This is a genomic window from Mesoflavibacter zeaxanthinifaciens DSM 18436 (assembly GCF_000422365.1).
GTDB classification, from domain to species: domain Bacteria; phylum Bacteroidota; class Bacteroidia; order Flavobacteriales; family Flavobacteriaceae; genus Mesoflavibacter; species Mesoflavibacter zeaxanthinifaciens.
The window spans coordinates 579,731-603,844 of sequence record NZ_AULQ01000001.1; the positions used below are offsets into that span (position 1 = coordinate 579,731).

Here is a 24,114-nt window from a genome sequence, read left to right on the forward strand (position 1 = left end):
GTCTAAGCTTGTCGCTATAAACATTGGTTTATTTTAACAAGTTTATTCTGGCATTTTATTTGAAATGAAGTAGATTAATGAAGCCTCAAAAAGACAACAAACATCGTATATTAATTCTTGGCGCAAGTGGTTTTTTAGGACAAGCCATTTATAAAGAATTGTATGCCTACTATAACACATTTGGTACCTACTGTACCGATAAATATGCATATGAGAAAAATCATCATTTTTTTCAGTATAATATAGAAGAAGATGACGTTTTTGAAATCTTAGATATAATAAAACCTACAATAATTATATCTGCCCTTCGTGGTAATTTTTCGGCTCAAGTTATAGCACATCAACACATTGTTAGTTACATTACAAATAACGATTGTAAGTTACTTTTTTTATCATCAGCAAATGTTTTTGATGCTTACAGTCAATTTCCTAGTTACGAATTTGACAAAACTTTAAGCCATAGTATGTATGGTCATTTTAAAATTAAGATAGAAAACATGCTTCTTAGACTACCAAAAAACAAAATAGGTGTTTTAAGACTACCTATGGTTTTTGGCGTACAATCTCCTAGAATTAAAGAAATAAAACTACATTTAAGAGAAAAACTACCTATTGAAGTGTTTCCTAATTTAATAATGAATGTTACAAATGATAGCAAGGTAACTCAGCAAATTCATTACATCATTAATCGAAACAAATCAGGAATTTTTCATCTTGGAAGTCAAGATCTAGTGCATCACGAAGATTTTTTCTCAGAAATTATTTCATCTTTAGGATACAAAAATCCATTGTATAAACGAGTATATACAACCAACGAAGATCGTTATCTTGCTGTTTTACCAAAAGAGAATAAACTACCAAAGCACCTTCAAATATTAAGTCAAGACATTTTATCTGAATTAGAAGTATAAATTTCTTATTTTTAAAACATAAAACATTAATATGGAAAAACTATCTAAAACCGACATAGAAACACGTCTATTAAGACTACCAGATTGGGAATATTTCGATAATGCAATACATGCCGAATTTGAATTTGAAAACTTTAAAGATTGCTTTAGTGCTATGAGTCGTATAGCTTTTGAATGTGAAGCATTAAACCATCATCCGGACTGGAAAAACGTGTACAACGTATTAAGTATTTCTTTATCTACACATGATGCAGATGGTGTTACAGACAAAGATTTTAAATTAGCACAAGCAATAGAAGCTATTATTGAGGAAGAAGAATAATTAAATTCTCTTTTTTTTAAATTTGCAAAAAAAATTAAATAACCGCCTTCGTTAGAAGACAAAAATAAAACATCAAATATGGGAAGAGCTTTTGAGTTTAGAAAAGCACGAAAAATGAAACGTTGGGCTGCTATGAGTAAAGCCTTTACACGTATAGGAAAAGATATCGTAATGGCTGTTAAAGAAGGTGGACCAGATCCTGACAGCAACTCAAGACTAAGAGCAGTTATACAAAATGCCAAGTCTGTAAATATGCCTAAAGACAATATAGAACGAGCAATAAAACGTGCTAGTGATAAAAACCAAGGCGATTATAAAGAAGTTGTTTTTGAAGGTTATGCGCCACACGGTATTGCTGTTTTAGTAGAAACAGCAACAGATAATAATACACGTACTGTAGCAAACATACGTAGTTATTTTAATAAATGCGACGGTAGTTTAGGTACATCTGGATCTGTTGTTTTTATGTTTGACCATACTTGTAATTTTAGAATTAATGCTGAAGGATTAGATCCTGAAGAATTAGAATTAGAGCTAATAGATTTTGGTGCAGAAGAAGTGTTTGTAGATGATGATGGTATCTTAATCTACGCACCTTTTGAAAGTTTTGGAGCAATACAAGCAGAACTTGAACGCAGAGAAATAGAAATTTTATCTTCAGGTTTTGAACGTATACCACAAGTCACAAAAAAGTTAACCGAAGAAGAAGCTGCAGATGTAGAAAAGCTTTTAGAAAAAATAGAAGAAGATGACGATGTACAAAACGTATATCACACAATGGAAGAAACAACAGATTAATAAGCTTCCTTATTTATAAAACAAAAAGGCTATTCAAAAATTGAATAGCCTTTTTTCTTTCAAATCAAATCAATTATCAACCATTAATTATTGCTTAGAAAGATAAACTGCAGAAGCTGATGCTAAATCATAATCTAAAACCGGTGTAAGGTTACCTCCTGAAGAGATATTATTAAAAGCTAAAATCTTACCATTTGCAGCTTCTGCAATATATACTGTTTCAGTCATACTATCATACGCAACATCTACTGGATTACCTAACATTGTATTAGATCCTGCAACTCTAACTTGACTAGACATTGCTAAAGTACCACCATCGTTTATACTATTAAATTTTGTTGAGAAATTAGAAATAACATGAAATCCACCATCTGATGCACTTGTAGAAGTACCACTTGCAACACCTATATCTGTTAATACCATAACATCTGCATCCATATCGTAAGCTATACCATGTGTTCTAACAATTCCTTCTACAGAAACTGTTTTTGTAGCCATAACTGTAGCGTCTGTAGTATTTGACAAAAAATCGTTAAATACAGCTAATTGATCTGTAACATCTACAATTGCATATAAATCAGACCCAGCAAAAGTAATTCCCCATAATTTAAAATTTGTAGTAATAGTATTTCTTAAAGTGAAGTTACTACCCGATTTTTGATAAATAAATAATCTACCATCAGGTGTGTTTGTATCTCCATCTACATCACTGTTATCTACAACTACATAAAAATCACCATTTACTGCAACTTCACGAGGACTTGTCATATCTGCCGTACCAGTAAAATCTATGGATACATTTGTACCAGAGCTAATCATACTTACATTAGAAAAACCTTCTAAAGAAAGATTTGATCTTGATGCTTGAAAAACGGCATCAGATTCTGAATCATAATATACACCATCTGCAGCTGTACTTGTTGTAATTAAAGTTTTAGATTCTACGTTTGACATATCTGATACATTAATTTCGTCAATATTACCATTGGCATTATTAGATGTATAAATTTTAGTTGAAACTTCTGCCATAGGCATATCCATTCCGTTGTCATCGTCATCACTACAAGAAGTTAAAGCAAATGAAGCAATTGCTAAAAGACTTAAAAATTTTACTGTTTTTTGAGTTTTCATAATTTTTGTTGTTTTGTTAATACACCATACTTACGAAGTTTCCTTTTAATGAGTTTTACAAAAAACACACATTAACATTTTTTAACAAAAAAAGCGCTTTCAACTATATAATTGAAAGCGCTTAATTTAAGTAAGTTGTAGCTTTATAATGTTTCTTTTTAGTGATTTGGGAAGTTTACTTTATGTTTCATTAATATCTACACTATAAATATATCAAATAAGATGCCAAAACTAAGATTAACAACATTTTAGCTTAAGAATTTTTACTAATCTTACCTTTAACACCATTAAAAAAAGACTTCATGTATTTAAAATCTTCTTCTATATTATCTGTTGGGTAAAAAGGTCTTGAAACTTTGTTTTGTTTGTTTTGATAATCTAATGTAAACATAATTATTGGCACATTTGCTTTTTTGGCTATGTAATAAAAACCAGTTCTCCAATTATCTACCTTACTTCTTGTGCCTTCTGGAGCTAAGGTTAACCTAAATTCTTCTTTATCGTCAAAAAGTTTTGCTATGGTTTCAACTTTATTTTCTTTATTTTTTCTGTCTACAGGAACACCGCCAACAGCTCTAAAATAATATCCTATAGGCCATACAAAAAGCTCTTTTTTTCCTAAATAGTTAGATTTTAAATCAACAACTTTTCTTAAAAGTAGTCCTATAATAAAATCAAAATTATGAGTATGAGGCGCAGAAATTAAGACTGCTTTTTTTATGGTATCCTTAGAAAAATTAGTATTTCCTACAACTTTCCAACCTAAGATTTTGAAATAAATTAATTTAGCTAACCAACGCATTTTACATTTTTTGGTAGAGTGCCTTTAAGACTTCTGGTGTTATTTTTTTCTTCCAGTTTTTTCCTATTGCGTTTTCCCATAATGGTTCTAGGCTTAATGCTACACTAATCATGGTATCAAATTCTTTATCTGTTAAATTGGCACAAATACCTTGTGGTAATTGTATGTTATGCTTTTCTTTCATTTGTTTGAAAAGTTTAACGCCTTCTGGATAATATTCCTCTAAATGATCAAACACTATACAATTACCTATGCCATGTTTTACACCTAATAAATATCCTAAACCATAACTCATAGCATGAGCAACACCTACTTGAGAATACGCAATACTCATCCCGCCATGCCAGCTAGCCATCATTAATTTATCTTGGGCTTCTTCTGCTGTGAGATGATCTGATAAGAAAATTTCTTTACATAACTCATAAGCTGTTTCACCATAAGTTTTACTAAAAGCATTTAAGTATGTTCCATTTAAAGACTCTATGCAATGTACATAACAATCCATACCTGTGTAAAACCACTGGTCTTTTGGTACATCTTTAGTTAATTCTGGATCTAATATAACTTGATCAAATGGAGTAAAATCACTATTAATACCCAATTTACGTTCTGGACCTGTTAAAATTGTTGTTCTTGACACTTCTGCTCCTGTACCAGATATGGTTGGCACACCAACATGATATACTGCAGGATTTTTAACTAAATCCCAACCCTGATAATCTTTAGATTCTCCATCGTTATTTAGCATAATAGATACTGCTTTAGCTACATCCATAATGCATCCACCACCAATACCAATAATACCAGATGGTCGTTCTTTATAATCTAATATTATTTGTTCTACTAACTGATCTATTTGTGATGTTTTTGGCTCTTCTGCTGCTGAGACGTATATTATTTTGTCGTCATAAGCTAAAGGAATTCGTGAAGTTAACCAAGCATTACCTTTAAAGACATCATCTACAAAATATATAAATGGAGCATCTCTGTTTACACGCTTAGGTTCTAATATTTCTCCTAGCTGACTGAAACTGCCTCGTCCAAAAACAATTTTGGAGACCATTGGAAAATTTTTAAATTGCATTAACTAGTTTTCTTATTTTGTAAATTTATTATTTATTTAGGTGTTTCTGAAATATTTCTGAAAATAAACCAATATGATATCCATCTACAAGTGCGTGATTTACACTTATAGCTACATTCATTTTTAATTGGTTATTCTTATTTACTGCTTTACCAAAAGCTAATTTTGGTACAGAGTCTTTTAATCCTGAAACGGGTTCTTTATGTCCTGTAAAATCTACCCAAGGTAGTGCAGAACAATGTATACAATCTAATCCGTTTTTAGGTGGATATAATTGATCTGTGTTATTAATTCTTTGTTTTTCTAAATGTAAATTATTTAAAAATACATCTAAATTTTTATCATAGTTTACAAAAGAAAATCCAAAAGTTTTATCTTCTCTAGATATCGTTGGTGATGCATTTATGACATCATAACTAACTACTTTATCTTCTATTATTCTATACTTTAAATTTTCTACATTATTAATTGCTATCATACAAGCATGCAAATAGACACCAAAAAAACTTAGGTTATTATCCTTAGAAAATTGATAGGTTTTTGTTACATCAAAAGGAATAGTTACAGCAAAATATGGGTCTTTAAAATTGGCAAAGTGATTAAAAAGCTGCTTTCTTTCCCAGGTTTCTATATCTATAGTTTTTAACATTGTAATAATTGTGGTATTTCTTTCAAAGTTTTTAAAGTATGAAATTGATTATTACTATTTGCATCTAATTTAACTTCTTCATGTGCCCAAGTGGTATGAAAAGGAACATGAATTGCTTTTGATTTTATGTTTATTAAAGGTAAGATATCTGATTTTAAAGAGTTTCCTATCATTAAAAATTCTTTAGGATTGATGTCTAAATGATTTAATAATTTAGAGTAATTAGCCTCTTTTTTATCACTTAAAACTTCTATATGATGAAAGTAGTCTAACAGTCCAGATTTTTCAAGTTTTCTTTCTTGGTCTAATAAGTCTCCTTTTGTGGCTACAATTAATTTATATTTAGTTGAGAGTTTTTTTAACACTTCTTCTACACCATCTAAAAGCTCTACATCTTTATTAATCATATCTTTTCCTATCTCTAATATTTTTGAAATGACTTTATTAGAGACTGTTCCATTTGATAATTCTATAGCCATTTCTACCATTGATAACACAAAACCTTTTACACCGTAACCATAAACAGAAAGATTTTTCATCTCCATTTTAAATAGTTCTTGATCTATTTTATTAGGTGTTTCAAATTGACTTAATAGATTAGCAAATTCTGATTCCGCATCTCTAAAATAGGTTTCGTTAACCCAAAGCGTATCATCTGCATCAAAACCTATTACTTTAATATTATCGTAATTTATTTCCATAGCTTTTTTGCACGTTCAAGGTCTTCTGGTGTATCAATTTCTACTCCTTGTACATTAGTTTCGACCATTTTAATTTTTTTTCCGTATTCTAAATATCTTAGTTGTTCTAGTTTTTCTGATGCCTCTAATGTTAGCATAGGAAAATGATAAAAATCTAATAATGCTTGTTTTCTAAACGCATAAACACCTTTATGTTTGTAGTATTTTACATTAACATTTTCATCTCTAAGATAAGGAATTGGACTTCTTGAAAAATAAAGCGCTAGGTTATTTTTATCTAAAACTACTTTTACTGTATTAGGATTTTTAATTTCTTCTTTATCTTTAATACGAACCATTAAAGACGCTAAATCTATTTCTTTATTTGGATCGTTTTTAAAAACATTTATTAATTTTTTCAAGGAATCAACTTCAGTAAAAGGCTCGTCTCCTTGTACGTTAACTACTATATCTACATCTAAATCTTCTACTGCTTCTGCTATCCTATCACTTCCACATTGATGTTCTTTTTTACTCATCATAACATTACCATCAATATGTTTTATTTCGTCATAAATAATTTGACTATCTGTTACAACTAACACATCGTCAAATAAATTGGTGTTAACTGTAGCTTCATAGGTACGTGTAATTACTGGTTTTCCGTTAAGGTCTTGCATAAGTTTACCGGGAAAACGAGAAGCACTGTAACGTGCTGGTATCATGGCAATGATTTTCATATTTTATTTTGAAAAATTACTATTCAAAAATAGTCTATTAATGTTAATTATTGGTAGGTATTGCTTTAATTTTCTTCGAAAAATTCGTCTTTAAAACCTATTAAATACAGTTTTTCTTTAGCTCTGGTTACTGCTGTGTATAGCCAACGTAGGTAATCGCGATCAATCCCATTTGGTAGATAAGGTTGTTCTACAAAAACAGTGTTCCATTGTCCTCCTTGCGATTTATGGCAAGTAATGGCGTAAGAAAACTTAACTTGAAGAGCATTAAAATGTGGGTTATTCTTGATTTTTAGGAACTTTTTATAGTTACTCGTTTCATCCTCATAATCTTTTTGTACTTCTTCATAAAGTTTATTTGATTCTTCATAAGACAGTGATGGTGATTCGGCAGTTATCGTATCTAAAAGTAGAACGGTTTCAAAAGGTTTCATTTTAGGATAATCTACCATTTTTACTTTTACTTCTGCAAATTTAAAACCATATAATTCTTTAAAACTGAAGATTTCTAAGACTTCAATAATATCTCCGTTAGCTATAAAACCTGCTTCGGTATTTGGCTTTATCCAAAAATAATTGTTTTTAACTACCATTAGATAATCTCCTGCTGCAAGTTCGTTTTCACTAAATAGAATTCGGCTTCTAATTTGTTGATTATATAAATTAGCACGTTTATTACTTCTAACAATTATACTTGTCTCTTCATATCCTAAAGTGCTATATGCATCATTTATAGCATCCATTATCTCATAACCATCAACTAACCTAACTATATCTTTAAAAGGTTTTAAGTTAAATTTAAAGCTTTCAAAAAACTCGTCTGCTAACGCTTCTCTTAATAAAGTTGCATTTTCTAAAATCCCAGAATCTAAACCTTGACGTGTTACTTCATCTAACTCCATCTTTGTAACAGATTTGTTGTAGTTTAGATTTAGTGTGTTTTCATTTAAAGCTGGACTTAAATCTAACTTTACTGGAGGCAACTGTGCTGTATCACCAATTAAAAGTAACTTACATTTATGTCCTTGGTATACATACTGCATTAAATCGTCTAACAAAGACCCGTTAGCATATAATTTTGAGTCGTTTGGTGTGTCTGGTATCATAGACGCTTCGTCTACAATAAATATGGTGTTTTTATGTTTGTTTGGTTGTAAAACAAAATTAACGCCACCACCTTTATTTTTTTTAGGAAAATATATTTTTTTATGAATTGTAAAGGCTTCTTTTTTTGAGTAATTAGATATTACTTTTGCTGCTCTACCTGTTGGAGCCATTAAGACTGCACTTTTCTTTGCTTTCCATAAGTTAGTTACAATAGTACCTATAATTGTTGTTTTTCCTGTACCGGCGTAACCTTTTAATAAAAAAAGACTATCTGTAGTATCTTTAAAAATAAATTCTGAAAGTTGTAAAAGTAAAATGTCTTGTTTTGCGGTTGGTTTAAATGGAAATTGCTGTTTTATAAGGGAATAAAATTCTGAACTAGTCATTAAGGCACAAGGTTTAAAAACTTTTTCTCAAATATATAAATCATTTTTACCAACAAATGGTTTTTACGAATAAAAAAAAATTGTAGATTTGTCACTGACCTTAATTATATTTTAATAAAAAACACTATGCTAAATTTAATATTAATTATTATTGGTGCCATTCTTTTAACCTTTGCAATTGTATGGCTAATTGACAAATATTTACCTTCAAAAGTAAAACCTGTAATTGTAATTGCACTTTGGGCTTTAATTATCCTTTTAGGTTATTTAACTTTTGACTCTGTTTATGGAGAAATTAAATTTAATCAATTAAAAGTAAAGCGTTACGCTGCTGCAATTGAAAAATTAAAAGACATTAGAGATTCTGAATTAGCATACAGAGAAGTAAACGGAAAGTTTACAAAAAGCTACGATACTTTAATTAAGTTTATTGAAAATGGTCAATTTACAATTATAGAAAGACGCGACTCTAGTGTTGTTGACGAAGAAAGAACCAAGGCTTATGGTGGTGTAGAAATGTTTAAAGATATTGTAATTACAGATACTATTGGATACGTGCCTGTAAAAGATAGTTTGTTTAAAACTTCTACTAGATATAAAACAATGATGGATGTACCAAATGCTAAACCTGGTACTAAATTTACTTTAAATGCAGGAGAGCTAACAGATGGAGATAATAAAATACCTGTATTTGAAGCGTTTGTTAAAAAAGACGATTTATTATTTGACCAACCTAAAGATTTAGTTTCTAAAGAAAAAGAAGTATTATCTGTAGAAGGTGTTAACGGAGATGCTTTACGTGTTGGATCTATGGACGAAGTTAAAACTGTAGGAAACTGGCCAAAAACTTATGGCAATAACGAATAATACACATAATATTTTAACCAACCTAGAACTGTCCATTCAACTAAGTTTGAGTGGACTTTCTTTTTGTATCCTAAACACAGATACAAATACCATTATAGATTTACAAAATGTAAACTTTACAAAAAAAACACCGTTAGATTTATTAGATGCTGTAAAGCATCAGTTTAACTCTAATCCTAAACTAGATCAAGCGTTTAATAAAGTAACTGTTATTCATGAAAACGAATGGTCTACTCTAGTTCCTAAACCATTATTTGACGAAGAAAATTTAGCAGATTATTTAAAATTTAACACCAAAATTTTAAAAACAGACTTTATTACTTTTGATGATATTAAACAAAATGATAGTGTCAATGTTTATGTCCCATTTACAAACATAAACAATTACTTATTTGACAAGTTTGGAAGTTTTACTTACAAACATTTTTCTACAGTATTAATTGAGCAATTATTGACTTTAGAAAAAAACAACAACACTTCTAAAGTATACGTTAATGTAAATACAGAAAGCTTTGAAGTAGTAGCATTTAACTCAGGTAAATTAGCACTTTACAATACGTTTAATTATCAAACTAAAGAAGATTTTATCTATTATTTACTCTTTACTTTAGAGCAATTACAGCTCAATCCAGAAACTATCGAGCTTGTCTTTTTAGGAAATTTAGATAAAGAACATCCTATTTATAAAATAGCTTACAAGTATGTAAGACATGTTAGTTTTGGTAATAGATTTGACACTTTCGCTTTCGCGGAAAAACCAACAAATAACTATTCCAATTTCACTTTATTAAAAAGTCTCTAATGCGTATTATATCCGGAAAATACAAAGGACGAAAGTTAGTTGCTCCAAAAAAACTACCCGTTAGACCTACGACAGATATGGCTAAAGAAGCCTTATTTAACATCTTAAATAATCAATATTATTTTGATGAAATTTCTGTTTTAGATTTATTTGCTGGCACGGGTAATATCAGTTACGAATTTGCATCACGAGGCACCGAAAACATTACCTGCGTTGATCAAAATTATGGATGTATAAAATACATTAATGAAACTGCTGAAAGTTTTGAAATGCCTATCAGCACCATTAAAAGTGATGTGTTTAGCTTTTTAGAAAATCATCAACAATCGTACACCATTATTTTTGCAGATCCACCATATGAATTTCCTGTGGAAGAATTTGCAAAAATCCCAGAATTAGTCTTTCAAAATAACCTATTAGAAAAAGATGGACTTTTAATTTTAGAACACTCTAAACATACCGACTTATCAGGTTTATCACAGTATTCTCATTCCAAAAGTTATGGCGGTAATATGTTTAGTTTTTTTGAACTGACAGAAGAATAGTATTCTTAAAACCAATTTATAATTCCGAGTAATCGAGTAATCTCATCCTTATGAGATTTCTCACTTTGTTCGAAATTACAAAAAATAAAAAACCACCTTAAAAAAGGTGGTTTCTTTATAAAATAGTAAATCTATAAGCCGGATTCTGTACGCAAAAGCGTCCTTATCATTTATCTGAATGTGCTGTTACCAACACACTTTAGCTACCTACCCTTTAACATCGCACGTGCAGCGCTCAAACGTTAATATACATGGTATTGCACCTTATAGAGTTTACCTGATTTCACTACAGCATGACCTGTACATTCTTTCTGTTGCACTTTTCCTCACCTTTCGGCGGATGGCTGTTAACCACTATAATTGCACTATGGTGTCCGGACTTTCCTCTAAATTCTCGCGAATGCGGGAATCTCAAAAAAAGAGAAACTCAATCAAGTTGAGTTTTTAGCGATAAGGCGATTTACTGGTGCTAAATTACGATAAACTAATGTATGTATTTGTATAAAATAATAATTATATTTTTTTAAATAAAACATCTATAATTTTAAGACCAACTATAGAGTTATTGTTATCTCTAAGAAAGGTTATTAGGTCAGAAGAGTAATCAAAAGCATCTTTTTCAAGAGGTATAATCTCATTTTTCCAAGCACCATTTCTGCTAAAAACAAAAAGTTTACCGTCTATTAGTTTGATTTTTTTACTGATTTGAAAATCTGCATTAAAATATTGTCCTTCAAATTCTTTTAATTGCTTTTCGTTGTAAGTAGTAGGACTGTATTCTCTAAATAGCCAAGGTAATTCGTTTTCAGAATCATAATATTTATAACTCTTGCTATCCAATTTTAAGTCAAATACAACTAGCTTATCATTAAACATAAATTGATGATTTCCAATAGGTTTTAATCTTGTTATTTCATCTCCATAAGTCGTAAGTACAGCAAGTTCATCATTTTTAAGTTGAATTGTGTTTGTTTTAATTGTCTCTACATCGCTTCCGGCAAAGAGATAACTTCCTTCATATAATTTTAGCTCTTTTTTTGAAAGCTTTACTTTATTCACCTTTTCGCTATTTTTTGTTTCGTTATTGAAATTATTTTTAGGAATGTATAAGTCAACTAACTTAAAAAACTGTTCCTCAAAATCTGAATCAAAGGTATTTTGAGTAGTGAAAAACATCATATCTAATTCAGGAAAATAAAGATATTTAGAAACAAAGCCGCCTAATATCATTCCGTCAAAACCAAATGCTTGATAGTTATTATAAGTTTCAAACTCTACTCCTAAACCATAATCGATAGTATTACCATTATTTAACTTGGCTTTGGTATGCATTTTTTTATATAATTCAGAATGTTGATTTTTAATTTTCTGTAAACCTATATGCCACTTAAACATATCTTTTGGAGTGGTAAGTACTTGTCCGTCGCCATCGTAAACAAAAGCGTGTAAATGTGATTTATAGAAATTGTCTTCATCTTCTATATATCCAATTGCTCTGTTTTTAATAATAGTGTAAGTGCTTGATTTTTTAATTGTATTTTCCATTCCGAATGGTTCAAAAACATTTTCGTGCATAAATTTCGTAAACGGTTTACCTGAAACTTTGGTTACAATATCTGCCAGTAAGATATAGTTTGAATTTGTGTATTGAAAGTACTCGCTTGGTTTGAAGTTTAATGATGTCATTTTTGTAATAAAATTCATCATTTGAGATTGAGTGAGTAAATCATTCTTAGTTAAATCTGCAATTCCCGCAATGCCATCTACTTCTTTGATGCCACTTGTTTGATTTAATAATTGTTCAATGGTTGGATTTCCTTTTTGATATTGAGGTAGATTATTTATGTATTTATAAGCAGGCTCTTTAATAGATAATTTACCTTGTTCTTCTAGCAAAAGTATAGCGTATGCTGTAAATTGTTTAGCAATTGAACCGATGTCAAAAACTGTTTTGTTTGTAATTGGTATGTCATAATCTAAATTAGATATTCCATATTGTTTTTCTACTAAGATTTCTTCGCCTTTAGAAACTATAATTGAAAAACCAGGTGTGTTATCTTCTACTTGATAAATTTTATCAACTTCAGCATCTAAATTTTGGCAAAATCCAAATGTTGATAAAAGTGTAAGAAAAGTAAAAGCAGTCAGTTTTTTTATCATTTTAATTCTTTTATATAAGGACAAGAATAATTATCTTTTGTTACAGTCAATATAATAATTAAAAAAACTATTACTCTTCAATTTTTGTTAATAACTCAAAATAAATTGAAGCATCAAACTTCCTTTTTATTAAGCTATTTTTTAAATTTGTATTCAATCTAATGTCTATGGAACATTTTGTAGTATCAGCCAGAAAATACAGACCACAAACCTTTAAGGATGTTGTTGGTCAATCTGCTATTACAAACACTTTACTTAATGCCATAGAAAACAATCATCTAGCACAAGCACTGTTATTTACTGGTCCACGTGGAGTTGGTAAAACGACTTGCGCACGTATTTTGGCAAAGATGATTAACAGTGAAGGCAATGAAAACTCTGAAGAAGATTACGCCTTTAATATTTTTGAGTTAGATGCAGCTTCCAACAACTCTGTAGACGATATTAGAAACTTAACCGATCAAGTTCGTATTCCGCCACAAGTTGGTAAGTACAAAGTTTATATTATTGATGAGGTACATATGTTATCTCAAGCCGCTTTTAACGCTTTTTTAAAGACTTTAGAAGAGCCACCAAAACATTGTATTTTTATTTTAGCAACTACTGAAAAACATAAAATAATCCCAACTATTTTATCACGTTGTCAAATTTTTGATTTTAAACGTATTACAGTTAAAGACGCTAAAGAGTATTTAAAATACATTGCAGAAGAGCAAGGTGTAAATGCAGAAGATGATGCGCTACATATCATCGCTCAAAAGGCAGATGGTGCTATGCGTGATGCACTTTCAATCTTTGATCGTGTAGTTAGTTTTTCTGGTAAAGATTTAACAAGACAAGCAGTTACAGAAAATTTAAACGTATTAGATTACGAAACTTACTTTGAAAGTACAGATCTTATTCTAGACAATAAAATCCCTGAGTTATTACTTCAATTTAATAAGACATTAGCAAAAGGTTTTGATGGTCATCATTACATTGCTGGACTTGCATCACATTTTAGAGATTTATTAGTTTGTAAAAACCCTGCTACGATAGAACTTTTAGAAGTTGGAGAAGACACTAAAAAGAAGTACGAAAATCAAGCTACAAAATCAAGTCAGCAGTTTTTAATACAAGCTATAAATCTGGCTAACGACTGTGATTTGAAATATAAAAGCAGTAAAAACCAACGACTTCTGGTCGAACTTACTTTAATGCAACTTGCCTCTATCACTTTTGATGGAGAAAAAAAAAATAGCAGACGTTACATAATTCCGCCTAGTTATTTCAGAAAAAAAGGTATTACACCTATTCCTGTTAAAAAACCAGTAGAAGCTTCTTCTAAAAACGAAACACAAAAAGTAAATCCAGAACTTAAACAATTTGTAGAACCACCAAAACCTAAAATTGTATTAGAAAAAGGTATAGCATCTGCAAAAAAACGAACATCTGGATTATCTTTAAAAAGTATAAGAGCAAAAAAAGAACATGAAATAAAACAACTAGATGTTGTTGTTGATGAAGAAAACCTACCAAAAGAACCTTTTACTCAAGAAGAACTAACCAATCATTGGAATTTATTTGTTAACGAAATTGAAGCCAAGGGACAATTTAACCTTGCTTCTATCCTATCTATAGATAAGCCTAAATTAGCCGAAGATGGTGTAACCGTAAAATTAACTTTTCCTAACGCTACAAATAAAGTTGAAGTAGAACGTCAATCGTATGATTTGATGTCTTATTTACGTAAAAGTCTAAACAATTATGATATTAATTTAGACATTACTGTAGATGAAGTGATGGAAAAAAAATACGCCTATACACCAATTGAAAAATATGAAAAACTAAAAGAAAAAAATCCTAACATCGAATTACTAAGAAAGGCTTTTGATTTAGATGTTTAAATTGTAACTTTATAATTATGAACAAGTTTACAGTACTACTTTTAGGAATAATAATTACGCTTATTAGTTGTGATGCTAGAGATAAAACTAATAGATCACCTAAAGATATCTTAAAGGACAAAAACTTATTAGAATCTTTTTCAGAACGTGTTTCTTACTTTCCTAAAGAATATGCTGAAGTTAAAACAGATACTATTTTAAGTAATGGCTATCATGTAAATGTAAAAACTTTTACAGATATGAAATCTTCATACTTAAGACAATTTAAACACGACTCTATAAACTATAAATATCATTACAGAGATTATAAAGCCCAAGTTGTAGCACGTCAAAACAAAATTATTTTTAATGATGTTATTGATAAACAATATATTTTAAAACATGATAAAACGGTTTCTTACTATATGGAAACTTCAATTTTAAAAAGTGTTTGGGTAAATCAAGAAGAAAGTTTAAACCAAAATAAGTTGGTTTTAAACATTCTTTTTACACAACCAAAATCTAATACAGAAAAACTTTTTGAATTAGTAATAGATAATAAAGGTGATAAAAAACTAATCAACCTTACAGATTTAGATCATAACTACTTAACTGCTTAAAAAAATATGCTTGGACTAAAATTACCAACAGATCCACGTTGGGTTAATATTGTAGAAAAAAATATAGAAGAAATTCTTACAGACCATGCCTTTTGTGAGCAAAAAGCAACAAGTACTGCGATTTCTTTAATAGTAAGTTTTCCTGAATATACAGAGCTTGTTCAAGAAATGACTGCTTTAGTTAAAGAAGAAATGAGCCACTTTAAAATGGTACATGATAAGATTATAGAACGTGGTTGGACTTTGGGTAGAGATAGAAAAGATGAGTATGTAATTCAACTTTTAAAATTCTTCCCTAAAGGAGGAAGCAGAACAGATCAATTAGTGCACAGACTATTATATGCTGCACTAATTGAAGCTAGAAGTTGCGAGCGTTTTAGATTACTTTCTGAAGAATTAAAAGATAAAGAATTAGCCGAGTTTTATAGACGATTAATGGTTAGTGAAGCTAATCACTATACTATGTTTTTAGGGTATGCTCGTAAATACGGAAACCGAGAAGAAGTTGATAAAAAATGGCAAGATTTATTAGATTATGAAGCCAAAATAATGAAAGATTTAGGGACAAAAGAAACCATACACGGATAAATATAAAAAGCCTTTTCTAAATAGAAAAGGCTTTTTTTAAACACTTACTATTTATTGAATATATTAGAATTTTACTCCAAATCCTATTTGCATTGTATTTCCTTTAAATTCTACACCTAATTCATCATCAACTAGGTTTTGTAATCCATACTTATATCTAAAGTCTAAGAAAAATTCATCAGTAATCATGTAGTCAATTCCAGCTACACCAGAAAATGTAAAGTTTTTAATGCCATCATCATACTCATGAGCTTTTAAACTAGCTTGTGGTCCAACTGCTAAAGCAAAATTATTAGATAAGTTAAACTTAAATAAAACTGGTAATTGGATATAGTTAATTCTCAATTCTTCTTCTTTAGAACCTTCTGCTGAAAACTGAATTTCTGGAGCAATATCAATTAAGTTTGATAACTTATACTCTCCAAAAAAACCAATCATAAATCCATTTCTGTGAGTATGAGGCGTATCATCAAACTGATCTTCAAAATCTAAATCAGAAATATTAATACCAGCTCTAACTCCATAAACAGAGTTTTGAGAAAATCCATAAAAAGAAGCTAAGATTAAAGTAAAGAAAAGAATAGTTTTTTTCATATTTTAAAAGTTATAAGAGGTTGAGTTTAGTTTTTATAATCTTATTAGTAAATATATATATTATTATTTAATCTATCACAATAAACAGATAAAGTGTACTATTTTAACTTTGTATGACTCTTAACCGTATCATTATATATACTTTTTATAATACCATCTGCTAGTCCAATTTTTGGAACATAGATATCTTTTGCGCTACTCCATTTCATCGCAGATAAATAAATACGTGTTGCAGGTATAATCACATCTGCTCTATCTTGATTTAAGTCTAATTGAGATATACGTTCTTCGTAAGAATATGTTTGTAAGGTATTATAGTAAGAAGTAAGGTAAAAATAGGATAATGGTTTACCTAAAGATTTTCCTGAAATTTTAAAAATTTTATTAATGTTTCCTCCAGATCCAATAACATCAATTTTTTCGAATTTAGATGTTTCAGTTTTTATCCATTCTTCAAGTTCTTGCCAAGCTTCTTTTTTTACTACATCATTTAAAAGTCTTACAGTTCCTATTTTAAAGGATTTTGACGATATTTTTTCCCCTTTATCTATTACAGAAAACTCAGTACTACCGCCTCCTACATCTACGTATAGATAAGTTTTATTTTCATCAATGTAACTTTGAAGATCTGTTGCAGCAATAATAGCAGCTTCTTCTTCTCCGCCTATAATATCTATTTTAATACCTGTTTCTTCTAATACTAAATCTGCTATTTGCTTACCGTTTTTTGCTTCGCGCATTGCAGACGTTGCACATGCTTTGTACCTAACAACATTATGTGTTTGCATTAACAAACTAAACGCTTGCATGGTTTTAAGCATACGCTCTTTATTATTTTTAGAAATCTTTTCTTTTATAAACACATCTGCACCAAGACGAACAGGAACACGCACTAACGAACTTTTTTTAAAGCGTACTGGTTTACCTTTTTCTTCTATAATATTAGAAATTAGTAGTCTTACAGCGTTAGACCCAATGTCTATTGCAGCGTATTTTTGTATGGTTAGCATTATTTAGTTTAGTTTTTCTTTTAAATAATCATAAGTTGCAAATTGAGACCTTAATTTAGGTTTATCGTTTTTACGATAATTATTTTTTTGAGTTTTGTCTAATAGTCTTGCTTTTGCATTATCATTCCAACAGATATCGAATATATCTAATAATTCTTGTTTAATATCATCTTGATAGATTGGGCAAGATACTTCTACTCTATTATCTATATTTCTTGTCATCCAATCTGCAGAAGAGATGTATACTTTTGTATCGTTATTATTACAGAAAATGTATAGCCTAGTGTGTTCTAAAAACTTGTCTACGATACTTATTACTTCAATGCTTTCACTAACACCTTTTACACCAGGTACAAGACAACAAATACCTCTAACAATCATTTGTATTTTTACACCAGCTTTGCTTGCTTCGTATAGCTTATCAATCATTTTATAGCTTGATATACTATTCATTTTTAATTTAATAAAAGCTGGTTTGCCTTGTTTAACATTTTCTATTTCGTTATCAATTAAACGAAAAAATTTATCTTTTGTATAATGTGGCGATGTAATTATGTGTTTATATCTGTAAATTTTATAGTTAACTTCAAAAAAGTTGAATACTTTATTGATGTCTTTTAATATTTTTTGATTGGCTGTAAATAACGTAAAATCTGTATAAACACGTGCAGTAGACTCATTAAAATTACCTGTGCTTATAAAGCCATAACGTTTAGTTTTCTTTCCTTCTTCACGCTCTATTACACACATTTTACTGTGTACTTTTAATCCTTGTACTCCAAAAATTAGGTTAACACCTTCGCGCTGCATTTGTTCCGCGTAAGCGATATTTGCTTCTTCATCAAAACGCGCTTGAATTTCCATAGAAACAGTAACTTTTTTACCATTTTTTGCAGCATTGATAAGAGAACTTGCTACATGAGATATCTGTGCTAATCTATAAATTGTAATTTTTATTGATTTTACTTTTGGGTCTAAAGCTGCTTCGCGTAAAAACTTTACTACATATGTAAATGTATGATATGGCGCATATTGTAAATAATCTTTTTTTGCTATAGACTCAAAAATACTGTCTTGTAGGCTTAAACCTTTAACTTGTAATGGTGTGATTTTATCGTAAAGTAAATCTGTTCTGCCTAAACTAGGAAAATCCATATAATCTCTCCTATTATGATAACGTCCACCTGGTATTATACTATCTGTATTATCTATACCCATAATTGACATTAAAAAGTTTAACGTCGTTTTATCTATAGTTTTATCGTAAACAAATCTTACCGGCTCACCAATTAATCTATCCTTAACGCTATCACTAATTTTTTCCATAAAACTTTTAGACAAATCGCTGTCTAAATCCAACTCTGCATCACGTGTAATTTTTATCATATGCGCAGAAATATTTTTATAGCTAAAAACGTTAAAAATATCGTCTAAAAACAAACGCAACATATCATCTAACATAATGATATACTGTTTATTGTCTACTTTTGGAAGTACAATAAATCGTTGCATTGATCTAGAAATTTCTATCAAAGCATATTGGCTAGAATTATCTTCTAAAACCATATTTATTGCTAAATACGCATTACTATCTTTTAGGTTAGGAAGTTCTATATCTGGGTTTAAAATAATAGTTACTAAAGCTGGACTAACTTTTTCTAAAAAATACTTTTTAAGAAACTCTTTTTGAGATTTATTAACCTTATTTTCTTTTATAATAAAGATGTTTTCTGTCTCTAATTCTTTTTGAATTTTGCTTAAAATTTTAAGACTTTCTGTTTGATGTCCAATAACAGTATTTGTTATTATCTCTAACAACTCTGATGCCTTAATACCTCCAAGTTGACTTTTACCTGCTTTACCTGCATAGTCAATACGTTTTACTGTAGCATAACGTACTTTAAAAAATTCGTCTAAATTATTAGAAAAAATACCTAAAAAACGTAATCTTTCAATTAACGGAACAGTCTCATCTGCTGCTTCTTGTAAAACTCGGTGATTAAATTGAAGCCAGCTTAACTCTCTATTAATGTACTTATTATCTATAATGTGGTTGTTCATTTGACGAATTTTTACTACAAATATATTTAATTAGATTGGCTATTTTAAATGTTTAGGGAATACAATTCTTGTTGTTTTACCAAATTTAACCTTTTGCCAACATTGAGCATTAAATTCTATTTGAACAAATCCAGATGTTGGTAAGTTTTCTATATAACTATCTCCTAGCTGATTACACAAATCTGTAAGCGCATAATTGTGTCCAAATATTGCTAAAGTTTTCACAGAATCGTCACAGTTGTAGATTTGATTTAATACAGCGTCTCCAGAAAAATCATAAAGCTCTTTTTTAAGTTGAAATTTGACGTCAAAAAGATCTAAATTTTTAATGTAATTTTTAGAAGTTGTACATGCACGATTTGCTGTACTTGACAATATTAAATCTGGCTTTTTAAAATCTTTTTTTATGTATTTAGACACTAATTCAATATCCGTAAAACCTCTTTTTTTTAAGGGTCTATCATGATCTGGTAAATTATATTTCCATGAAGATTTACCATGTCGAAATAACTGTAAAGTTTTGTCCATAATGATTATTTAAATGATTATTCTAGAGATTTTTAGAGTTAAAAATGTCGTTTATCGATTAAATATACGCTATATCATTTTTTTTTGATTTTAATATTATTTACAACTTGATTTGTATTGCTATTAATTAATTTCACCCTTGAATCTAAAAACTAAGAACCTACTAAACCATTCCCTTAAGCAAAATAGTAGCACTTTAAATGTATGTAATTTTTTTAAAAATTATAAAGTAAAACAGTGTTATATGCATATTAGTTCTAAAAACATTTATATTTTAAGTAATAAGTTAATTATATTGCAATTAATTACTGTTTTTGTGTGTACTGTATATGTTATAAATCAATTTTTGTCGTTTTGAAAAAACTTAACCCATTAGTAAAGTGCTATAAAGCACTTTTAATATTAGCTGTGTCATTAATTGCTACAATTAGTACAGCTCAAGTAAAAAAACCATTTACGCTTAGATACCAAAGTAGTATTAATGGTGATGTTATTGTTGTTGGTAATAACACAATCTCTAGAACTGCTACAGGTAATTATAATGGATCTGATGGTAATCATGACTTTTCAGATAACGTTTATGTAGATATTGATAATGACATTACTACATTTAACTCTAGTAGCGCAAACTTAACAAACCCTTATCCGGGCGATCCTTGCTTAGCGATAGATAAAGTTTTACTATATTGGGCTGCAGCAGATAAAGGTTTAATAGTTGGTAATGGTAATAACGCTGTAGAGTTAGATAATCAACCTGGTTGGAATTATAACCAAGTAAAAATAATGCTACCTGGACAAACAAGCTACACTACTGTTTCTGCAGATGATGTTATTTTTAGAGGTCGTGATGAAAATCCTCACTTTGTTAATGATGCTTACATCTGTGTAAAAGATATCACTAATAATGTTTTAAATAACAGCAATGCATTTGGTAAGTATCAAGTTGCTAATGTTGAAGGAAGACAAGGGTATTTATATTCTCATGACGGAAATAACACAGGTACTTCTGGAGGTTGGCAGCTAGTAGTTGTTTATAAAAGCGATCAATTAAAAAGAAAAAACATATCATTTTTTGATGGTTATGCTAATGTAACTAGTTCTAACAATAATTTTAATATTAATTTTAGTGGATTTCAGACAATTCCAACAGGAGCTGTAAAATCTGATATAGTAATTGGAGCTTTAGAAGGCGATCGTGATTTATCAGGAGACAGATTACAAATGCTTAACTCTTCAAACGTCTTCGAAGATTTAGATGCGCCTTTAAGAAATTCAAATAACTTTTTTAATAGTAGAATTACTAATGGAAATAGCAACTTTACAGATCGAAATCCAGCAAGTACAAACACTTTAGGTTTTGACTCAGCTCATTTTCATTTAGATAATTCAGGAAATAATCTTCTACATAATAATCAAACATCAACAACCTTAAGACTAACTTCAAATCAAGAAGCATATGGTCTATATCTATTAGGTTTAGCTGTAGAGGTTTATGAACCTAAATTAGATCCAATTGTATATACAGCTACACCAAATACTATTACTCCTAATAGTAACCCTCAAACAGTAACATATAATGCATCCACCACTAATAACGGTAATGATGATGCTACAAATATAAGCTTTGTTACAACGGTTCCTGTTGGTTCAGAACTAGTTCAGCCTATAACTGGTTTACCTGCTGGTGTGACTTACAGTTATAATTCTAGTACAAGAGAATTAACTTTTACAGCTGCTGATGGATTATTGGATGTTGGAGAAACATTAAGTTTTGCTTTTGATGTAACAGTAAATGATCAATGTTATTATTTAGAAAACGGATGTTCTACAACTTTAAGCTCACAACTTTCTTCTTCTTACACGGGTTTTATCAATGGTCACAGTACTACTATAGTAAGTTCTAATAGTTTAGACGAATGTAAGCAAGGTAATAATTTATCAACTACAGTAACAGTTAACCCTCCAGCACCAGCAACTTGGGTTACTACACCTAATGAATTAGATAGAACTGTAGAGTGTGATAATACAAATGCCTTAAATAATGCTCAAAATTTAGCTCCTGTAGCAAGTTGTAACAACCTTATCCCTATAAAAACATCAGGCAACTTTATGCCAGATCCATCTTGCCCTTCTAACGGAACTATAACAAACACATGGTCATTTACCGATGCTTGTGGTAATACAATAGAAGATTACACTCAAGTTATTACTATTGTAGACACGACAGGACCTGTAATTGACACAGAATCTTTTGACTTTACAGTACAATGTGATGGAAATGGTAATACTGACCAATTTAACAATTGGTTAGCCAATAATGGTAATGCTGTTGCTTATGATGAATGCGGCGGACCAATAACTTGGTCTAATACTATTACAAACACAACCGATGATTGTGGTGAAACTGGTAGTACAACTGTTACTTTTACAGCTACTGATGAATGCGGAAACTCATCTTCTACAACAGCTACTTTTACAATAATTGATACATTACCGCCAACAATTGTAGGTTTCCCTTCTAATGTAGATAATAGTCAACCTTCATGTGTTGATGTTCCTGTATTAAGTTTTGAAAATTATACTGAAGAAACTGGTGATGGAAACAATAACACGTTTTTACAAGGAGAAGTTTTTAGATTTACTGAAATTGCACCAGGAGTAGACGCCTTAGTTAATATTGTAGCAACTGTTAATACTACAATTCCTGTTTTCGATGATAATTCTACAGGAAGCGATTCTTTTAGACCTAGAACTGCTTTTTCAATAGCAAACAATGGAGATAGAGCTTATACAGAATTTAGATTCGATTTTGTTCAAGCCGGAACTTCAACACCTACTAGTTTACCTGAATTCTATTCTAATTTTAATGATATTGATGGTAATAATAATTTTGGAGAAGTAAACTGGACTCAGTTTACAAATAGTTATACTGTAAATGATCCTACAGATTTAACCATTACAGAAGAAGGTCCTTGGATAGTTGCTACCTCTGGAACTACAGAGTATACAGGTGTTACTAATGCTAATCCTCAAGCTAATTTTACCACTAGAAATACAGACGCAACAAGTTTTTCTTTTAGAGTTGGTGTTGAAGCCAGAAAAAATAATGTTTCTGGTAGTGGAAGACAGCATAATATTGAATTTACCTGTATTTCTAATTATACAAATGCCGTTACTATTTCTGAAGAAATAACAATTGAATGTGATGAATTACAACCTGCGGAAGATTTAACAGCTACTGATGAATGTGGAAGTGCTACTATTAATTTTGAAGAAACAACAACTCCAGGAACTTGTGAAAATGAATTTACAGTAGAAAGAACTTGGACTGCTACAGATGAATGCGGAAATACAACAACAAGAACTTTAATCATTAATGTTGTAGATACTACTCCTCCAACATTTACTGTGCCTGCCGATGTAACTATTAATTGTGAGCAAGACCCTAATGATTTAACACTTACTGGAGATGTTACTGATGAAGCAGATAATTGCGACACGACTTTAGAGGCTACTTTTAGCGATCAAGAAGACACTTCTGCTGGGAACTGTAGCAGCGAATCTATCATCACTAGAACGTGGACTTTAACTGATGATTGTGGGAACACTACATCTCAAACACAAATCATTACTATTGAAGATTCAACAGCACCTACTTTTACAGCGCCAGATGATATCGAAATTTTTACTGATGCGTCTTGTAACTATAATGCGTCGGTTGCACAAACAGGTGATGTAACGGATGAAGCTGATAACTGTTCTGCTTCTATTGAGGCAACATTTACTGATTTGGTTACTGCAGGTTCTTGTGAAGGATCGTATATCATTACAAGAACATGGACTTTAACTGATGATTGTGGGAAT

21 protein-coding genes, 1 other RNA gene and 1 pseudogene are annotated in these 24,114 nt (G+C 30.1%); 10 read left to right on the forward strand and 13 right to left on the reverse strand.

From position 1 onward, the window contains the following. Positions 1-77 precede the first annotated feature (77 nt). From H574_RS0102740 to H574_RS0102750, 3 genes are all read left to right on the forward strand, one after another. Positions 78-911 carry a sugar nucleotide-binding protein gene (locus H574_RS0102740; protein WP_027879087.1) on the forward strand — a complete coding sequence of 278 codons (834 nt, stop codon included), beginning with the start codon at positions 78-80 and terminating at the stop codon, positions 909-911. Between the two features lie 31 nt (positions 912-942). Further along, a complete protein-coding gene (locus H574_RS0102745; protein ID WP_027879088.1) occupies positions 943-1,233 on the forward strand; it encodes a 4a-hydroxytetrahydrobiopterin dehydratase in 291 nt (96 codons plus the stop codon). 78 nt (positions 1,234-1,311) lie between these two features. Continuing rightward, complete coding sequence (locus H574_RS0102750; protein WP_027879089.1) at positions 1,312-2,031, forward strand: YebC/PmpR family DNA-binding transcriptional regulator; 720 nt, start codon at positions 1,312-1,314, stop codon at positions 2,029-2,031. 87 nt (positions 2,032-2,118) lie between these two features. On the opposite strand, the gene H574_RS0102755 is transcribed toward H574_RS0102750, so the two are convergent. The 7 genes from H574_RS0102755 to H574_RS0102785 all read right to left on the reverse strand — a co-directional run bounded on the left by H574_RS0102755 (position 2,119) and on the right by H574_RS0102785 (position 8,610). Further along, entirely contained in the window at positions 2,119-3,162 is a 1,044-nt protein-coding gene (locus H574_RS0102755; RefSeq protein WP_036226933.1) for a hypothetical protein, read from the reverse strand. Positions 3,163-3,415: 253 nt separating this feature from the next. Then, complete coding sequence (locus H574_RS0102760; protein WP_027879091.1) at positions 3,416-3,964, reverse strand: 1-acyl-sn-glycerol-3-phosphate acyltransferase; 549 nt, start codon at positions 3,962-3,964, stop codon at positions 3,416-3,418. Between the two features lies 1 nt (position 3,965). Next, a complete protein-coding gene (locus H574_RS0102765; RefSeq protein WP_027879092.1) occupies positions 3,966-5,027 on the reverse strand; it encodes an iron-containing alcohol dehydrogenase family protein in 1,062 nt (353 codons plus the stop codon). Positions 5,028-5,076: 49 nt separating this feature from the next. Then, entirely contained in the window at positions 5,077-5,697 is a 621-nt protein-coding gene (locus H574_RS0102770; RefSeq protein WP_027879093.1) for a CatA-like O-acetyltransferase, read from the reverse strand. Then, positions 5,691-6,398, reverse strand: a complete 708-nt coding sequence (locus H574_RS0102775) for an HAD family hydrolase (RefSeq protein WP_027879094.1) — start codon at positions 6,396-6,398, stop codon at positions 5,691-5,693. The genes H574_RS0102770 and H574_RS0102775 overlap by 7 nt, the downstream gene beginning before the upstream one ends. After that, the gene (gene kdsB, locus H574_RS0102780) at positions 6,389-7,117 is read right to left on the reverse strand and encodes a 3-deoxy-manno-octulosonate cytidylyltransferase (protein WP_036226937.1); all 729 of its coding nucleotides are present in this window, start codon (positions 7,115-7,117) and stop codon (positions 6,389-6,391) included. The genes H574_RS0102775 and kdsB overlap by 10 nt, the downstream gene beginning before the upstream one ends. A 65-nt stretch (positions 7,118-7,182) precedes the next feature. Then, a complete protein-coding gene (locus tag H574_RS0102785) occupies positions 7,183-8,610 on the reverse strand; it encodes an ATP-dependent DNA helicase (protein ID WP_027879096.1) in 1,428 nt (475 codons plus the stop codon). A 126-nt stretch (positions 8,611-8,736) separates the two neighbouring features. Here H574_RS0102785 and H574_RS0102790 point away from each other — a divergent pair, with 126 nt between their 5' ends. Genes H574_RS0102790 through H574_RS0102800 form a run of 3 tightly spaced genes read left to right on the forward strand, consistent with a single transcriptional unit; the run spans position 8,737 to position 10,824 of the window. Beyond that, on the forward strand, positions 8,737-9,477 hold the full coding sequence (locus H574_RS0102790) for a hypothetical protein (RefSeq protein WP_027879097.1): 741 nt from the start codon (positions 8,737-8,739) through the stop codon (positions 9,475-9,477). Then, positions 9,461-10,279 carry a DUF3822 family protein gene (locus H574_RS0102795; protein ID WP_027879098.1) on the forward strand — a complete coding sequence of 273 codons (819 nt, stop codon included), beginning with the start codon at positions 9,461-9,463 and terminating at the stop codon, positions 10,277-10,279. The genes H574_RS0102790 and H574_RS0102795 overlap by 17 nt, the downstream gene beginning before the upstream one ends. Then, on the forward strand, positions 10,279-10,824 hold the full coding sequence (locus H574_RS0102800; protein ID WP_027879099.1) for an RsmD family RNA methyltransferase: 546 nt from the start codon (positions 10,279-10,281) through the stop codon (positions 10,822-10,824). Before H574_RS0102795 ends, H574_RS0102800 begins: the two co-directional genes overlap by 1 nt. A 118-nt stretch (positions 10,825-10,942) precedes the next feature. Here H574_RS0102800 and rnpB read toward each other — a convergent pair. After that, positions 10,943-11,256, reverse strand: an RNA gene (gene rnpB, locus H574_RS14335) — RNase P RNA component class A. Positions 11,257-11,337: 81 nt separating this feature from the next. After that, on the reverse strand, positions 11,338-12,984 hold the full coding sequence (locus H574_RS0102805; RefSeq protein ID WP_027879100.1) for a serine hydrolase domain-containing protein: 1,647 nt from the start codon (positions 12,982-12,984) through the stop codon (positions 11,338-11,340). 167 nt (positions 12,985-13,151) lie between these two features. Here H574_RS0102805 and dnaX point away from each other — a divergent pair, with 167 nt between their 5' ends. From dnaX to H574_RS0102820, 3 genes are read left to right on the forward strand one after another with little or no spacing between them, the layout of a single operon-like run. After that, positions 13,152-14,870, forward strand: coding sequence for a DNA polymerase III subunit gamma/tau (gene dnaX / locus H574_RS0102810; protein ID WP_027879101.1), 1,719 nt, complete (start codon positions 13,152-13,154; stop codon positions 14,868-14,870). A gap of 17 nt (positions 14,871-14,887) precedes the next feature. Continuing rightward, a complete protein-coding gene (locus tag H574_RS0102815; RefSeq protein ID WP_027879102.1) occupies positions 14,888-15,469 on the forward strand; it encodes a hypothetical protein in 582 nt (193 codons plus the stop codon). 6 nt (positions 15,470-15,475) lie between these two features. Next, on the forward strand, positions 15,476-16,057 hold the full coding sequence (locus H574_RS0102820) for a MiaE family protein (protein ID WP_027879103.1): 582 nt from the start codon (positions 15,476-15,478) through the stop codon (positions 16,055-16,057). Positions 16,058-16,120: 63 nt separating this feature from the next. Here the strand turns inward: H574_RS0102820 and H574_RS0102825 are convergent, their stop codons facing one another. The 4 genes from H574_RS0102825 to H574_RS0102840 all read right to left on the reverse strand — a co-directional run bounded on the left by H574_RS0102825 (position 16,121) and on the right by H574_RS0102840 (position 20,250). Beyond that, a complete protein-coding gene (locus H574_RS0102825; protein ID WP_027879104.1) occupies positions 16,121-16,651 on the reverse strand; it encodes a porin family protein in 531 nt (176 codons plus the stop codon). Positions 16,652-16,749: 98 nt separating this feature from the next. Continuing rightward, on the reverse strand, positions 16,750-17,661 hold the full coding sequence (locus H574_RS0102830; RefSeq protein WP_027879105.1) for a Ppx/GppA phosphatase family protein: 912 nt from the start codon (positions 17,659-17,661) through the stop codon (positions 16,750-16,752). Between the two features lie 3 nt (positions 17,662-17,664). Beyond that, positions 17,665-19,722 (reverse strand): polyphosphate kinase 1, encoded by a 2,058-nt coding sequence (gene ppk1, locus H574_RS0102835; protein WP_027879106.1) that lies wholly within the window; start codon positions 19,720-19,722, stop codon positions 17,665-17,667. A 39-nt stretch (positions 19,723-19,761) separates the two neighbouring features. Then, entirely contained in the window at positions 19,762-20,250 is a 489-nt protein-coding gene (locus H574_RS0102840; RefSeq protein WP_036226939.1) for a SixA phosphatase family protein, read from the reverse strand. A 354-nt stretch (positions 20,251-20,604) separates the two neighbouring features. Here H574_RS0102840 and H574_RS0102845 point away from each other — a divergent pair. After that, positions 20,605-24,114: pseudogene (locus H574_RS0102845) on the forward strand (HYR-like domain-containing protein); the annotation flags it as partial.